Annotated in this window: 18 protein-coding genes; 10 read left to right on the top strand and 8 right to left on the bottom strand. The window is 67.6% G+C overall.

The features are described from left to right. Nucleotides 1-10: 10 nt before the first annotated feature. Both A5789_RS21210 and A5789_RS21205 read right to left on the bottom strand, forming a co-directional pair. Complete coding sequence (locus tag A5789_RS21210) at nucleotides 11-904, bottom strand: TauD/TfdA family dioxygenase (protein ID WP_064905777.1); 894 nt, start codon at nucleotides 902-904, stop codon at nucleotides 11-13. Then, a complete protein-coding gene (locus A5789_RS21205) occupies nucleotides 901-1,893 on the bottom strand; it encodes a quinone oxidoreductase (protein ID WP_064905779.1) in 993 nt (330 codons plus the stop codon). The genes A5789_RS21210 and A5789_RS21205 overlap by 4 nt, the downstream gene beginning before the upstream one ends. 371 nt (nucleotides 1,894-2,264) lie before the next feature. Between A5789_RS21205 and A5789_RS21200 the strand changes: the two genes are divergently transcribed. The 8 genes from A5789_RS21200 (at nucleotide 2,265) to A5789_RS21165 (ending at nucleotide 7,867) form a co-directional block, all read left to right on the top strand. Further along, nucleotides 2,265-2,684: a hypothetical protein gene (locus A5789_RS21200; protein ID WP_064905781.1), complete on the top strand. Its 420-nt coding sequence runs from the start codon at nucleotides 2,265-2,267 to the stop codon at nucleotides 2,682-2,684. A 58-nt stretch (nucleotides 2,685-2,742) separates the two neighbouring features. Further along, a complete protein-coding gene (locus A5789_RS21195) occupies nucleotides 2,743-3,090 on the top strand; it encodes a DoxX family protein (protein WP_030515143.1) in 348 nt (115 codons plus the stop codon). Between the two features lie 73 nt (nucleotides 3,091-3,163). Continuing rightward, on the top strand, nucleotides 3,164-4,009 hold the full coding sequence (locus tag A5789_RS21190) for an alpha/beta fold hydrolase (protein WP_064905782.1): 846 nt from the start codon (nucleotides 3,164-3,166) through the stop codon (nucleotides 4,007-4,009). A 131-nt stretch (nucleotides 4,010-4,140) separates the two neighbouring features. Next, the gene (locus tag A5789_RS21185; RefSeq protein WP_064905784.1) at nucleotides 4,141-4,839 is read left to right on the top strand and encodes a hypothetical protein; all 699 of its coding nucleotides are present in this window, start codon (nucleotides 4,141-4,143) and stop codon (nucleotides 4,837-4,839) included. A gap of 15 nt (nucleotides 4,840-4,854) precedes the next feature. Further along, nucleotides 4,855-5,589: a hypothetical protein gene (locus tag A5789_RS21180; protein ID WP_064905785.1), complete on the top strand. Its 735-nt coding sequence runs from the start codon at nucleotides 4,855-4,857 to the stop codon at nucleotides 5,587-5,589. Between the two features lie 63 nt (nucleotides 5,590-5,652). Then, nucleotides 5,653-6,417, top strand: coding sequence for an IclR family transcriptional regulator (locus tag A5789_RS21175; RefSeq protein WP_064905787.1), 765 nt, complete (start codon nucleotides 5,653-5,655; stop codon nucleotides 6,415-6,417). Nucleotides 6,418-6,518: 101 nt separating this feature from the next. Beyond that, nucleotides 6,519-7,133, top strand: a complete 615-nt coding sequence (locus A5789_RS21170) for a hypothetical protein (protein WP_064905789.1) — start codon at nucleotides 6,519-6,521, stop codon at nucleotides 7,131-7,133. A gap of 41 nt (nucleotides 7,134-7,174) precedes the next feature. Then, nucleotides 7,175-7,867 carry a response regulator transcription factor gene (locus A5789_RS21165; RefSeq protein ID WP_064911013.1) on the top strand — a complete coding sequence of 231 codons (693 nt, stop codon included), beginning with the start codon at nucleotides 7,175-7,177 and terminating at the stop codon, nucleotides 7,865-7,867. A 1-nt stretch (nucleotide 7,868) separates the two neighbouring features. Here the strand turns inward: A5789_RS21165 and A5789_RS21160 are convergent, their stop codons facing one another. Continuing rightward, nucleotides 7,869-9,263, bottom strand: coding sequence for an ATP-binding protein (locus tag A5789_RS21160; protein WP_064905842.1), 1,395 nt, complete (start codon nucleotides 9,261-9,263; stop codon nucleotides 7,869-7,871). A 130-nt stretch (nucleotides 9,264-9,393) separates the two neighbouring features. On the opposite strand from A5789_RS21160, the gene A5789_RS21155 reads away from it, so the two are divergent. Beyond that, nucleotides 9,394-10,215: a hypothetical protein gene (locus tag A5789_RS21155; protein WP_064905794.1), complete on the top strand. Its 822-nt coding sequence runs from the start codon at nucleotides 9,394-9,396 to the stop codon at nucleotides 10,213-10,215. 41 nt (nucleotides 10,216-10,256) lie between these two features. Continuing rightward, on the top strand, nucleotides 10,257-11,123 hold the full coding sequence (locus A5789_RS21150; protein ID WP_063009164.1) for an NAD-dependent protein deacetylase: 867 nt from the start codon (nucleotides 10,257-10,259) through the stop codon (nucleotides 11,121-11,123). Between the two features lie 49 nt (nucleotides 11,124-11,172). Here the strand turns inward: A5789_RS21150 and A5789_RS21145 are convergent, their stop codons facing one another. Genes A5789_RS21145 through A5789_RS21125 form a run of 5 tightly spaced genes read right to left on the bottom strand, consistent with a single transcriptional unit; the run spans nucleotide 11,173 to nucleotide 13,703 of the window. Beyond that, nucleotides 11,173-11,748 carry an ATP synthase F0F1 subunit delta gene (locus A5789_RS21145; protein WP_030515133.1) on the bottom strand — a complete coding sequence of 192 codons (576 nt, stop codon included), beginning with the start codon at nucleotides 11,746-11,748 and terminating at the stop codon, nucleotides 11,173-11,175. Beyond that, a complete protein-coding gene (locus tag A5789_RS21140; protein WP_036524281.1) occupies nucleotides 11,748-12,248 on the bottom strand; it encodes a F0F1 ATP synthase subunit B in 501 nt (166 codons plus the stop codon). The genes A5789_RS21145 and A5789_RS21140 overlap by 1 nt, the downstream gene beginning before the upstream one ends. Before the next feature lie 8 nt (nucleotides 12,249-12,256). Then, nucleotides 12,257-12,508 (bottom strand): F0F1 ATP synthase subunit C, encoded by a 252-nt coding sequence (locus tag A5789_RS21135; RefSeq protein WP_025352811.1) that lies wholly within the window; start codon nucleotides 12,506-12,508, stop codon nucleotides 12,257-12,259. A gap of 56 nt (nucleotides 12,509-12,564) precedes the next feature. Then, complete coding sequence (gene atpB / locus A5789_RS21130) at nucleotides 12,565-13,326, bottom strand: F0F1 ATP synthase subunit A (protein WP_030515131.1); 762 nt, start codon at nucleotides 13,324-13,326, stop codon at nucleotides 12,565-12,567. Then, nucleotides 13,323-13,703 carry an ATP synthase subunit I gene (locus tag A5789_RS21125; RefSeq protein WP_030515130.1) on the bottom strand — a complete coding sequence of 127 codons (381 nt, stop codon included), beginning with the start codon at nucleotides 13,701-13,703 and terminating at the stop codon, nucleotides 13,323-13,325. Before A5789_RS21125 ends, atpB begins: the two co-directional genes overlap by 4 nt. Nucleotides 13,704-13,723 lie beyond the last annotated feature (20 nt).

Below are 13,723 nucleotides of genomic sequence, written 5' to 3'. Positions count from 1 at the left end.
TTCAGTGACTTCAGAAGGGCTTGTCGCCGATGATTCCGGCGCGCTCCATCTTGCGAACGTCGGGGAAGTAGTCCTGCACGGCGTAATGCTGGGTGCAGCGGTTGTCCCAGATGGCGAAGCTGTTCTCGGTCCACCGCCAGCGGACCTGATATTCGGGAACGCTCGCCTGCCGGACGAGGTAGTTCAGCAGTTCCGACGCGCCGGGGGCGTAGTCGATGCCGAACCGCACATTCTCCGGCGTGTGGTAATTGACGAAATGTGTGGTGAACGCGTTGACGAACAACACCTTCTCGCCGGTTTCCGGGTGTGTGCGCACGACCGGGTGTTCCGCATCCGGGAACTGTTCGTGCAGCCGCAGGCGTTCGGCGTCCGGACGCATCGCGCCGAAGCTCGCCTCGATGGAATGACGGGCGCGCAAGCCCGCGATCCGCGAGCGCACCGATTCGGGCAGGCGGCGATACGCCTCGGCCATATTCACCCAGATGGTGTCGCCGCCGACGGCCGGCGTTTCGACGCAGCGCAGCACACATCCCATGGGCGGAGCCTCCCGCCAGGTCGCGTCGCAGTGGAAGGCGTTCTCGTAGTGTTCCGGCGCGCTGTCGAGGTCCTTGTAGATGCGAACCAGGCCGGGATGTTCGGGGTCGCTGCCCAGGACGGGGTGGTCCTCCAGCGGCCCGAAACGCTCTGCGAGCGCGACATGTTCGGCGCGACTGATGTTCTGATCGCGGAAGAACAGCACCTTGTACTCGAGCAGCAATTGCTTCAGGGCGGCGAACAGAGCGTCGTCGCGCGCCACCTCGGCCAGGTCCAGATCGAACAATTCCGCGCCGATGGTGCAGGTGAGCGGACGCACTCCGAACGGCGCGGAGCGCGCCGAAAGATGCACGGGGGCAATGCTTGTCATGACTGTCCTTCCCGGCCCACGGTGAAGACCGACGAGCCGATGCTCGTGCCCTGTTCCAGATCGCGGTGCGCGGCCACCGCGTCCGCGAGTTCGTAGCGCTGATTGATGTCGATGCGGATGCGTCCCGCCGCGACGTGGGCGAACAGCTCGCCGGCCAGTTCGGCGCGCTCGGCCGGGTCGGCGATGTAATCGGCCAGGGCCGGCCGGGTCACGAACAACGACCCCTTGACGGCCAGGCTCATGGCGTCGATCGGCGGCACCGGACCCGAGGCCGTGCCGAAACACACCAGCAGCCCGCGTCGCGCCAGCGAATTCAGCGAGGAGTCGAAGGTCGTCTTGCCGATGCTGTCGTAGACGACCCGGACCCCGGCGCCGCCGGTGAGTTCACGCACGCGCTCGGCGACATCCTCGCGGGTGTACACGATCACGTGATCGCACCCGTGGTCCCGCGCGATCTCGGCCTTTCTGTCGGAGGAGACGGTGCCGATCACGGTGATACCCAACAGCTTTGCCCATTGGGTGAAGATCAGGCCGACCCCGCCCGCGGCGGCGTGCAGCAACACCGTATCGCCCGGACGCAGCGGGTGGATGCGGCGCAGCAGATACGCCGCCGTGAGGCCGCGCATGGTCATCGCCGCCGCGGTGTCGAAGCCGATGCCGTCCGGAAGTGCGATCAGATGTTCGGCCGGCATCACCCGCTCCGTGCTGTAGGCCCCCAGCGGACTGCCCGTATAGGTCACCCGGTCGCCCGGAGCGAAGTCGGTGACACCCGGGCCCACCGCCTCGATCACACCCGCGCCCTCCACGCCCATGCCCGCGGGCAGCGGCGCCGGGTACAGCCCGGTACGGAAATAGGTGTCGGCGAAGTTCAGGCCCACGGCACGGTGGCGAATCCGCACCTCGTTCAGCCCCGGATCGCCGACTTCCACGCGCTCCCACCGCAGCACCTCGGGCGCTCCGGTCTCGTAGTAACGAAAGGCTTGTGGCACAGGACATCTCCTCTTCCGACAGGACCGGAGCATCGACACCGCGAGGGCTCGCGATCCACGGTCCGCACTGTCTCGGTGCGTCCGGTCGGGCGGTTCGCTCGCCGCCGAGTCCGGCACCGGGTGATGCGTTCAACGGTAGGCGCAGACAGGCGCAAATACTTACCGCACCGGGACTTGGAACTTAACATCTCGGGACATCAGTAGCCGGTCCACACGGTGATAGCCAGACGCAGGCGACGCCACCGCGCCGATGTCCGCGCCGCTGGTTTCGTTTGCGGGAGCGGGGAATCCTCCCATCAGAGCGACCCGGTTGCCCGAGACGACTCCGGCATCCGGCTGATTTCGATGGATCGACCGATAGGAGCCGGACCATGAATGTTCGACGCGCCGCGGCCGGAGCCGCACTCGCCGCCGCCACCCTTTCCGCGGTGCCGGCCGCCGCCTTTGCCGACGACCCCGGAGTTCCCCGCAACGGGATCCTTCCGGCCGGGAACTACCACATCACCCAGCACCCCGACAATATGATCGGCTCACCCGTGCACAACTGCGACCTGCAGGTCTTCGTCGACGGTGCGACCGTGACGCTGGTGTGCGGGAATTCCTCGAAGACCGGCCGCCAGAACGCGGCCGGCCCCGATGAGACATACGTGACGTTCGAGGGGATGCCGACGGGTTTGGACCTGCGCGCCGTCGACGCACCGCAGGGTTATTGGGAAGGCACCGTGAATGCCGCCGCGACCTCGATCGACGCCCCGTATTCGCTCGCGGGATTCACCTTGCAGCGACGCTGATCGCACCATTGCTCCCGGCGGCATGTCACACCGCGGCCCGCCGCATCGTCACACCGGCATGGACATCGCGTATTACATCGTCGGCGCAGCGGCCGCACTGTGGATCGGCTTCTCCGGCTACTCACTGTTCAACAAGAGCGAATTCGTCGTGGAACCGCTGAATCAATACGGCGTGCCGCGAAGCTGGTGGAACTGGCTCGCCCTGGCCAAATCCGCCGGGGCGCTGGGACTCGTCGTGGGCTTCTTCGTCCCGGTGATCGGGGTGGCCGCGGCCGTGGGATTGATTCTGTATTTCCTCGGCGCGATGGCAACCACGGTACGAGCCCATTCCTACGGAACCACGATCTTCCCGGCGCTGTATCTGATCCCGGCCGCCGCGACCCTGGCCCTGCAATTGGCCCGCTGACCCGCATTTTCGGCGCGGGTGCGGTACCGTACCCACTCACGAACATCGATGTTCGTAGAAGTGAGGAGTCGTCGTGGCGGAATTCGAATATCAGGGGCGGCGCGTGGTGTACGACCGCGCCGGCCACGGCGATCCGGTCGTCTTCCTCCACAATGCGGGCGCCCAGCGGCGGATCTGGGACGAGCAGATGGCCGCGTTGCGGGGCGAATACGAGGTGTTCGCCTTGGACCTGCCCGGCTACGGAGAATCGGAGCAACCGCACGGGTATCGGCTCGCCGATTATGTGGCCATGGTGCGGGCCTTTCTCGACGAGTACCGGCTGAACCGGGTGATACTGGTCGGGAATTGCCTGGGCAGTGCGACGTCGCTGAGTTTCGCGATCGGTGATCCGGCGCGGGTGCGCGGATTGGTGCTGATCAATCCGCTCACCTGGAATACCGTGCGGCACGGAGATCAGGCGCCGCTGATGTGGTTCGACCGGTTCGTGCCGCTCGCGCCGTTGGCCCGGCGGCTCGCGCTGCCGAAACCCCTCGTCGCATGGATCGTCGCCACTCAGCTGGGACCGCGCGGACGCGACCGGAAATTGCAGAACGACCCACGCCTGCAATCACATTGGGCCGATCGCGGCCGCCTGCTCGCGCTCGACCGGCTGGTACAGGACTTTCCCGCTTTCGCCGCACTCGACGACTTCACTCCGGGCCCCGAGTTCCCGCCGATCTGCACCGTCTGGGGCCGGCGTAATCGGATCCTCTCGGCCGCCGCCGGCGCCCGGCTCGACGAAACATTGCGCCCCCGTGAGCGTCTCGTGCTCAGCGACTGCGGACATCTGCCGATGGTCGAGGATCCGGAAACGGTCACCTCGGCGATCACCACCTTCCTGGCCGGGCTTCCGGCCACGACGGAGAAACTGTCTCGCTGAGCGAGACGCCTTCGGACGCTTCCGAATCCGCCGCGCTACGGTCCGGCTCCCCGCACGTCGTGCGCGACACCGCACCCGGACCGGGGCCGGGCGTCACGAGCGCCCGGTGGATCGAGACGAGGGGGCGCCCCATGAAGATTCGGATCTCGACGACAGTGGCGATCTGCGCGACACTGGCCGCGGCGGGGACCGCGGCGGCCGATCCGGCCCCGGCGGTGGTCGCCTACCGTGCCGCATCGACCGATACCGGCTCGGTGACAGTCGAATTGACCAACGGCCGCTTCGCCGTCGATCCCGACGGCACCGCGGTCACTGTCCGGGACTATGAGGGCCGCGTGCTCGATGCCCTGCCGCTCGCCTATGCGATCGGCGACCAGCGCATGCCGATCCACGCGCGGATCGGCGGGGATGCGACGACTCTCACGCTGACACCGGAGACCGCGGGCCTGCGCCGCGACGCCGCGACCCCGGTCGCCTCGCCGCTGGAGAATCAACTCGCGATGAACGACCTGGTCAACGCGGTCAGTATCGGCACCTCGGTCGGCGCGCTGATCGGCACGGCGGTGGGCGCGGTCCTCGGCATCGGGCTCGGGATCGCCCTGGCGGGTGCCTCGTGTGCGGTGTTGAGCGTCGGCTGTGTGGTGGCCGTGCTGCCGATCGTCAGCCTCGCGGGAGCCGCGGGCGGCGTCGCGGGACTGGTACTGGGCGGCGGTCCCGCCACCGCGGCGGGGCTCTACCGCTACGTCACCACGCTGCTGGCTCCTCCGGGAACCAGCGAATACGCCCCCGATCTGCGTGGCCGCCCGGGTGTGCCGGATACCGGTCGCTGAGCGTGGGAGGCGCAGATGTCCAGCCGTACGATCGCCGCGCTCACCGCGGCCACCGCGGCCTTGGCCGCATCCGTCACCGTCGCCACCGCGACCGCCGAGCCACCGGCTCCGAGCATCGAAACCACCTCTGGCGCAGTCGTTCTCAGCGGCTTCGCCGCCGGTACGTTCAGCGCGGGTGACGACGGTTCCGCCCGCGTCACCGTGGGCGGCACTCCCGTCACGACGCTGCCGGCGAGCTTCACCTTGGACGGCACCGCCCACCGCATCGCTACCCGCATCGGCGACGGCGGGCGCACGCTCACGATGACACCGGATATCGCGAGACGCCCCGCGGCTTCCGCGATGGAGAATCAGTTGGCCCTCGACGATTTCGCGACCGTCATGTCGCGCGGCCCCGTGATCGGGACGGTCGTCGGCACCGTACTGGGCGCCCTCATCGGCGCCGCGGTCGGAGCGAGTACCTGCCTGGTGGTCGGCCCCGGCTGCCTGGCGACGATTCCGGCGGCCGTCCTGGCGTTCGCTGGTGCGGGCGGTGTCTTCGGGACGGTGCTGGTCGGCGGGGGTGCGCTCGCGGCGGGATTGTGGAATTACCTCACGGTGCTGCAGGCGCCGCCGGGCCGGAGCCCCTACGCAGGCCAGGGCGGAATGCTCGACCCGAACGGCACCGGCGCGCCGGACGCTCAACTGCAACTGCCCAGCGGGTCCGCGAACGGCCTCGGCGCCGGATCGGCGTCCGGATCCGGCGGGTGATCTCGGCGTACCGAATGGATAACGTGGCCCTCGCGCGGCGCGAGTGACTTCTACCATCGGTACATGTCCGAGGTAGCCGCAGCTCAGCTGCCTTTGACGATGCTCGAGCGCGCCACCTTGGTGATGGATCTGTTCCAGGCACCGGATCGCCACCTGACGCTCGGCCAGATCGCCGTCCGGACCCGGCTGCCGCGCGCCACCGTGCATCGGATCGTGCGGCAGCTCATCCAGCTGGAGTGGCTCACCCACAGTGCGGACGGTTATGCGCTGGGCCGGCGCGTCCGCACATGGAACGCCGACACCGCGCGGCTGTCCCGGTTACGTGCCTGCGCGGCGCCGATTCTGCACGAATTGCTACTGGCCACCGCGGCCGTCGTCCATCTCGGCGCCCTCGACGGCGGCGAGGTGCTCTACCTCGACAAACTCGGCGGCCGGGCGGCGACGGCGGTGCCCACCCGGGTCGGGACCCGGGTGGCGGCGCATCGCAGCACCCTCGGCCGGGTCGCGCTGGCCTACCTGCCGCCGGAGGACGTCGAGGCGCGGGTGACCGATATCGAGCCCGGCGTCGATCTCCCCGAACTGCACCGCAAGCTGCACCGAATCGCCTGCCACGCAACCGATTACGACGACGACGAATTCGGATCCGGACTGGCCGCGGTGGCCGTGGCCGTCGACGCGTCGGCGGCCGTGGGTGTCGTCTGTGATCGTCCGGCGGCGCTGCGGCGCATCGCACCGCGGGTGCGGGCGGCGGCCGCCGAGATCCGCGGCGCGCTGACACCGCGGTCGCGACAGGTGAGCGAGCACCATCGCCCACGCCCGTCGCGATGACGGAGTGGTCTCGATTGCGCCGACACGCCTCACCGCCGATAACACACACCGGCCGGGCGCGGATCACACGATGACGGCACCGATCGCATCAGGAGAACGCCATGCGCTCCCACACCCGACTCCCGCACAGATCCGGCCATCGGCAGATCCGAGCCACGGACATCCCCCGCGTCATCGCCGTCGCGGTCGGTGTCGCGGTCGCCGTACCCCTCGGCGCCTGCTCGACCGATTCGCCGGCCTCGGAAGGGCCGAATACCGCCGAATACCCCTCGACGACGCAGACAGCCGCCGTGAACACCACCGTCGAAACCCACGACGACTCCGGCAGTGTCGAGCGGCCTTCGTCCGGCCGCGCCGAATTCCCCTCTGCCCCAACGTCCGAGCTTCCCGTCGTCTCGCCGTCCGGCCCGACCGCAGGCGACCATCCACCGGCCGGCACCGCCTTCCCCGGCGAAGGCATCAGCGGCGATGCGGCCGCGCAGTTGCAGCAGTCGGTCGACGCCGGTCACCAGCCGTGGCGGCTGGACGAGGACGCCGTCGCACGTGCCTTCGTCTCCGGACGCTTCGGCTGGTCGCAGCCGGCGATCACCCACGGCGGGCCCTACCTGGCCGTCGCGACCGGGCCGGACGGACAGCGTGTCTCCCTGCAACTGTCCCAGCCCGCCCGCAAGAACAACGGCGGCGTATGGGTCGTCGAATCGGGCATCTGGTTGTAGGACCCGCGCGGCCCACCGCATGGATCCGGCATGCTGGAGGGATGCGTGTGCTGGTGGTCGAGGACGAGCCCCGGCTCGCCGTCACTCTGCGGCGCGGCCTGGAGCTGGAGGGTTTCGTCGTCCAGCACGCTCACACCGGCACCGACGGCCTGTGGTGGGCGAGCGAGGACGACTTCGACGTCATCGTGCTCGACATCATGCTGCCCGAACTGAGCGGCTACGAGGTGCTGCGCCGGCTGCGCGAACGCGACATCACCACCCCGGTGCTGATGCTCACCGCGAAGGACGGCGACTACGACCAGGTCGACGCGCTGGACCTGGGCGCCGACGACTACCTGACCAAACCGTTCTCCTTCGTCGTCCTCACCGCCCGCCTGCGCGCCCTGCTGCGCCGTCGCGCCCCACAGCAGCCCGAAATCCTGGCCGCGGGTGATCTGAGATTGGACCCGCGGCGGCGCTCGGTCACCCGCGCTGATTCCGAATTGTCTTTGACACCAAGGGAATTCGGACTGCTCGAATACCTGTTGCGGCACAAGGGCAGTGCCCGCACCAAAACCGAGATCTTGCGCAACGTCTGGGATGCGCACTACGACGGGCCGGAGAACGTCGTCGAGGTCTATATCGGTTATCTGCGCAAGAAGATCGATACGCCGTTCGGCAGCAACAGCATCGAAACGCTGCGCGGTGTCGGCTATCGGCTGATCGACTCGGAAGTCACCGCCGCACCGGAATGAGTCACCGGTCCGGCGGTCCCGTCACCGGCAGCTCGACAACGAATCGTGCTCCACCCCAAGGTGACTCGTCCACAAGCACCACTCCCCCGTGGGCGGCCACGATTTCCGCGACGATCGCCAGCCCGAGGCCCGAACCCCCGGTCGTCCGGGACCGGTCGGCCTCGAGTCGCACAAAACGATCGAAGACCCGCGTGCGGTCGGCCGCGGGAATGCCCGGCCCGTCGTCGTCCACGACGAGGCGGGCGCCCCCCGACGCTCCCGGCGCGATATCGTCGGTGACCGCGATCCGGATCCGTGAACGGGCATGGGCGACCGCGTTGTCGACGATATTGCGCAGCGCCCGCGCCAATCGCTCCGGATCGCCGACGATACGGGTCGGGCGGATATCCGTATCGACCGTTATCCCCCCGCGCAGCCGAGCGGCGACGGCCGCCGCCTGGGCGATGTCGTCGAGATCGACATCGCCCGTACGCAATTCGAGTCCGCGTTCGTCGGCGGCGGCCAGGGTCAGCAGATCGTCGATCAGCCGGCGCATGCGCTCGGCTTCCGGCAGCAGCGTGCCGTCGATCAGCTCCGCGTCCACCGTTTCGGGCCGGTGGCGCGCCAATTCCAGTGCGGCCGTGACCGTGGCGAGCGGACTGCGCAATTCGTGGGAGGCGTCGCCGACGAAACGGCGCTGGGCCCGGTGTCCGGCCTCGACGCGCGCGAGCATATCGTTCATCGTCTCGGCCAGCCGGGCGATCTCGTCGCGCGGCGTCGGCACCGGCACCCGCTCCGAGAGCTGTGTGGCACCGATCCGGGCCACGCGCTCGCGGATCGCCTCCACCGACCGTAACGAGCGGCCGACCAGCAGATACGTTGCCACGGCGGCGGCCAGCACCACGATCGGCGCTCCCACCGCCAGCAAGGCCCCGACCCGGCCGACCGCCCGCTCGACCGATTCGGTGTCGACCGCGACGAACACCTGGTAGCGGCCCGAGGACGTTTCGGCGACCCGGCTCGCGACCCGCAAGTCCTCGTCGTATCCAGGCGAGGCGGACAGTCCGACGGCCCGTCTCGCACCTGCGGGGGCGGTGGCCAGTACTCCGTGCGGATCGTCGAAACCCCAGATCACGGTCCCATCCGGCGCGACGACCTGGGCCGCCGCGACGCGCCCGTCCTCGGCGCGCGGAAGTTCGCGCACCCGAGCCGGGTCGTGTTCGAGCGTCTCCGCGATCTCGCCGGCACGGGCCTGCGCGGCGGCGTCGAGTTCGTCGATCAGCGAACGGTGCAGCAACCAGACCATCGCACCCGCGGCGACGAGCAGCACGACACCGACCGCCAGAGCCGAAACGAGGGCAGACCGGATCCGCACACCCCACCGCGACGGATGTATCCAGCGCCGGAACCGATTCACCCACCCATCATCGACCACGACCGCGGCGAGCCCGTCACGATCTCAGCGTGGTCTCAGCGACGGGCGGGCAGAATGCCGCCGTCCCTGTGTCGAGACGGTCGCCGGCTCGCGGCCCGGAAAGGACTACCACGTGACCAACCCGGCACCGGCCCGGACCGTATATAAACTTCCCCAGGTCACGGCGTTGTTCTGGGTTCTGAAGATCGCCGCGACCACCCTGGGAGAGACCGGAGGCGATCTGCTGGCGCAGACCCTGAAGCTGGGCTACGCGGCCGCGTCGCTGCTGTTCCTCGCCATCTTCGTGGTGAGCCTCATCGCCCAGTTGCGGGCCCGCCGCTTCCATCCCGCCCTGTACTGGACGGTGATCGCCGCGACCAGTACGGCCGGCACCACCATGTCCGATCTGATCAACCGCGGGCCGGGTTCGGATACCTCGACCGACGGCGGGCTCGGCTACGGCGCGGGCGCGGCGTTGCTGATCAGCGGCCTGGCGATCGTCTTCGTGATCTGGCGGTTCAGCGGGCAGACCTACGACGTCTCGAATATCCGGACGCTGCGCGGCGAGATGCTGTACTGGGCGGCGATCCTGCTGTCGAACACCCTCGGCACCTCGCTCGGCGACTACCTGTCCGACAGCTCGGGCCTCGGCTACGGCGGCGGCGCGGCGCTGATCGGCACGATCATGGTGGTCATCCTGCTGGCGCACTACTGCACGCCGATCTCGGGTGTCGTCCTGTTCTGGATGGCCTTCATCCTCACCCGGCCGCTCGGCGCCACCGCGGGCGATCTGCTCTCGAAATCGCACAGCAGCGGCGGACTGGGATTCGGCACCTACGGCACCTCGGCGGTCCTGCTGGCCATCCTGGTCGCCGGCATCGCCTACAGCCACGCGAAGGCGGCCAGGACCACACCGGAGAACTCCGACGACGATCTGATCCGCGCCATCGAGTAAGCCCTGGGAGAACATCGCGCACGGACTCGTAACCTGGATTCATGCCCCAGCTCGCGACCCTGCCGACCGACACCGGCCTCGATCGTGCGGTGGAGGTGCTGACGGGCCGCCGGATCGTGGTCCTGACCGGGGCCGGCATGTCGACCGACAGCGGTATCCCCGACTATCGCGGGCCGGATTCGCCGCCACGCAATCCGATGACCTATCAGCAGTTCGTCGGTGATCCGGTATTCCGGCAGCGCTACTGGGCACGCAATCACGTCGGCTGGCGGCGGATGGACGCCGCGCGGCCGAATCTCGGCCATCGCGCGCTGTCCCGGCTCGAACATGCGGGGGTGGTCAGCGGACTGATCACGCAGAATGTGGACCTGCTGCACACCAAGGCGGGGCACCGCGCCGTCATCGATCTGCACGGTACCTACGCGCGTGTGCGCTGCCTGTCGTGCCACGGACTGATCTCGCGCATGACACTCGCCGATCGGCTGGAAGCGGCCAACCCCGGCTTCGCCGAACTGGCGACCGCCACGGGTATCGAGGTGGCGCCGGACGCGGACGCCGTGGTCGGCGAGACCGACAGCTTCCGCATGGTCGACTGCACCGACTGCGGTGGCATGTTGAAGCCCGATATCGTCTACTTCGGCGAGAACGTCCCGAAAGATCGGGTGGCCGAGGCATTTTCGATGGTCGACGCGGCCGACGCGATGGTCGTCGCGGGTTCTTCGCTGACGGTCATGTCCGGGCTGCGCTTCGTCCGCCGGGCCGCGAAATCCGGTAAACCCGTCGTGATCGTGAACCGCGGCGCCACGCGAGGGGACGAATTGGCCACCGTCCGTATCGATTCCGGCTGCTCGCCCACCCTCGCGGCGCTCGCCGACGCGCTGACTCCGCCCGCCACCGTCTCGGTATAGAAACGAGTAGCCGGTGGGCCACGGCCCACCGGCTACTCGCCTACGATGTTCAGTTCCAGCCCGGTTGGGCCTGCCGCTTGACCGACGACGAGTTGGCCAGGATCTCCAGGTCCTCGAGGAACCGTTCGATACTGTCCGACTTCGCCTCCGGTGTCGCCACCTGGTCGCGCACCTTTTCCTCGGTGATCGCCAGCATCGCGGCCGCCAGATCCGTTTCCAGATCGCGCACCATCTGGCGACGCAGCTGGGCGACCTGATCGCGACCCTGCCGCCGCACCCGTTCGACTTCCGCTGCGGCCGCTTCTCGCATCTGCGCCACGATGTACTCGGCGTCGGCGCGCGCGTCGGCGCGAATCTGCTCGAGTTCGGTGTGCGCTTCGGTGATGGCGTTCGCGTACGAGCGCTTGGCCTCTTCCAGCTGTTGCGCGGCGTGATCGCTTTCGGTGAGCTGCTTGGCGATCGCGTCCTGACTCTTCGCCATCAACCTCTTCACCGGCGGGACAACCCATTTCCAGATGATGAAGACGATGACGGCGAAGCCGAACAGCTGACTGAAGAAGACCGGCCAGTCGAAGGTGATCTCGTATCCGCCTGCGGCAAGCACACCGCCGCTGGTGTCAATCATTACGAATCCCTGCCCCTCCTACGACCGGCGGTGCCGGCGTGGCGACTGTCACCGACCACCTGGTCGGCGAGCGATTGGGCCAGCGGCTCGACCTCGAGTCGCAGCTCGGACTTGACGCGGTCGGCCTCGGCGCGCAGATGGGCAGCGGATTCGGCGACGATGCCGTCGACCTCCTGCTGAGCCTGCGTCCGCAGGTCGTCCATGATCGCCCGGCCCTGGGCCCGTGCCTCGTTGCGGATGTCGGCCGCCTCGGTACGGGCTTGTTCCAGCGCCGTCTCATATTTCGCCTGGGCGTCGGCGAAGACCTGTTTCGCCTCTTTGGCGTTGGCGGCGGTCGCCTCCACCCGCTCCTCGCGTTCGGTCAGCACCTTGCGGATCGGCGGAACGACGAAGAACCAGATGACTCCGAGCACGATCAGGAAAATGATCAGCTCGACGAAGAAGGTGCCGTTGGGGATGAGGAAGTTCCCCTCGGCCACCACATCGGTTCGCGCGGACATCTCGCCGATTACTTACCGGGAGTTGCGAATACGAACAGCGCCATGAACGCGAGGTTGATGAAGTACGCGGCCTCGACCAGACCGACGGTCAGGAAGAAGTTACCGCGCAACCGGCCCTCGGCCTCGGGCTGCCGGGTAACGCCGTTGATCAGTGCCGAACCGGCCAGACCGTCACCGATACCCGCGCCGATGGCGCCACCGGCCATGATGAGGCCGCCGCCGATGAGGGCACCCTGGACGATTGCTGGATCTGCTGCCATTTTCTCTTCCTGTTCTCCAACGTTGACCGATCGGTGAGGCCGACCGGGACTGCCGTTCAGTGGTTTTCGTGCTCCAGCGTCATGGACTGGCTGAAGTAGAGGACGGTCAAAAGCGAGAAGATGAACGCCTGAATGGCGCCGACGAACAAGTCGAACAGCTTCCAGATGGCGTTGGGGCCCCACGCGATCCAGTACGGGAACAGCGCGATCACCGCGACCATGACGCCGCCGGCGAACATATTTCCGAACAATCGCAGCGACAGCGACAACGGCTTGGCGATCTCTTCGATGATGTTGATCAACACCATCGGTCCCCACCCCGTGTGGCCCTTCAGCAACTGTTTCACATGCGTCACCGGACCGCGGCGCCGGACACCCGCCGCGTGGTAGAAGACGAAGACGAACAATGCCAGGGCATAGACGAAATTGACATCGGAGGCCGGCGGGAAGATGAATTCGCCGCGGCCGTACTGCATCGGCAGCACCGATATCCAGTTCGACAGCAGGATGAAGGTGAAAAGCGTTACCGCCAGCGGCAATACGAACGGCGCGATACGCATTCCGATCGCGGACTCCACCTGCCCGCGCATCTGCACGGTGATGGTCTCGAAGAACAACTGCACGCCGTTCGGTACGCCCGAGGTGATCTTCATGCGAAGGAAGAGCGCCAGGGCGATGACTATCACCGCGGCGACCGCCGTCGAGAGGATGGTGTCGACGTTGAACGTCAATCCCCAGAGCTCGGTGGTGGCGTGGTGACCTACTTCGATCTTCGGCTCTTCATCGGCCAGGATCATCGTCGCGATAGTGCTGCTCATGACTGCTGACGGAGCCCTCTCCACTCGGGCACAACGGTATGCAAGACGAGGATCACCTGGAACAACGCGAGTCCGAAGAAGATGCCCACACCGTTCGGGCGCGTCAGGAACGCCACGATGATCGCCAGTACGGTGACGATGATCAGCCGCGCGGCCGTCGACAAGGCCAGCGCCTGCTTATTCGGCGATTCCGAGCGGGTGATGCCGGTGACCGACCGCAATGTCAGTTGCGCGTTCAGCCAACCCAAACCCAGCCCGATACAGATGAAAACACCCAGCATCAACCGATCCAGTGGACCGGTCACCACCAAAGCCAGCACACCGAATGCGGCTACCATGTAGCTCGCACGGCGCAGCCGGAGTTTGTCGATACTCACTGCGACACCACCATCGCCGC

It is taken from the genome of Nocardia sp. 852002-51101_SCH5132738 (genome assembly GCF_001665695.1).
GTDB classification, from domain to species: Bacteria; Actinomycetota; Actinomycetes; order Mycobacteriales; family Mycobacteriaceae; genus Nocardia; species Nocardia nova.
This window is presented reverse-complemented; position numbering and strand designations above follow the sequence as displayed.

Excerpts from the sequence above, each read along its gene's own strand:
- A5789_RS21210 (WP_064905777.1), bottom strand. The coding sequence starts at position 904 with ATGACAAGCATTGCCCCCGTGCATCTTTCGGCGCGCTCCGCGCCGTTC.
- A5789_RS21200 (WP_064905781.1), top strand. The coding sequence starts at position 2,265 with ATGAATGTTCGACGCGCCGCGGCCGGAGCCGCACTCGCCGCCGCCACC.
- A5789_RS21195 (WP_030515143.1), top strand. The coding sequence starts at position 2,743 with ATGGACATCGCGTATTACATCGTCGGCGCAGCGGCCGCACTGTGGATC.
- A5789_RS21185 (WP_064905784.1), top strand. The coding sequence starts at position 4,141 with ATGAAGATTCGGATCTCGACGACAGTGGCGATCTGCGCGACACTGGCC.
- A5789_RS21180 (WP_064905785.1), top strand. The coding sequence starts at position 4,855 with ATGTCCAGCCGTACGATCGCCGCGCTCACCGCGGCCACCGCGGCCTTG.
- A5789_RS21175 (WP_064905787.1), top strand. The coding sequence starts at position 5,653 with ATGTCCGAGGTAGCCGCAGCTCAGCTGCCTTTGACGATGCTCGAGCGC.
- A5789_RS21170 (WP_064905789.1), top strand. The coding sequence starts at position 6,519 with ATGCGCTCCCACACCCGACTCCCGCACAGATCCGGCCATCGGCAGATC.
- A5789_RS21165 (WP_064911013.1), top strand. The coding sequence starts at position 7,175 with ATGCGTGTGCTGGTGGTCGAGGACGAGCCCCGGCTCGCCGTCACTCTG.
- A5789_RS21150 (WP_063009164.1), top strand. The coding sequence starts at position 10,257 with ATGCCCCAGCTCGCGACCCTGCCGACCGACACCGGCCTCGATCGTGCG.
- A5789_RS21145 (WP_030515133.1), bottom strand. The coding sequence starts at position 11,748 with ATGATTGACACCAGCGGCGGTGTGCTTGCCGCAGGCGGATACGAGATC.
- A5789_RS21140 (WP_036524281.1), bottom strand. The coding sequence starts at position 12,248 with ATGTCCGCGCGAACCGATGTGGTGGCCGAGGGGAACTTCCTCATCCCC.
- A5789_RS21135 (WP_025352811.1), bottom strand. The coding sequence starts at position 12,508 with ATGGCAGCAGATCCAGCAATCGTCCAGGGTGCCCTCATCGGCGGCGGC.
- atpB (WP_030515131.1), bottom strand. The coding sequence starts at position 13,326 with ATGAGCAGCACTATCGCGACGATGATCCTGGCCGATGAAGAGCCGAAG.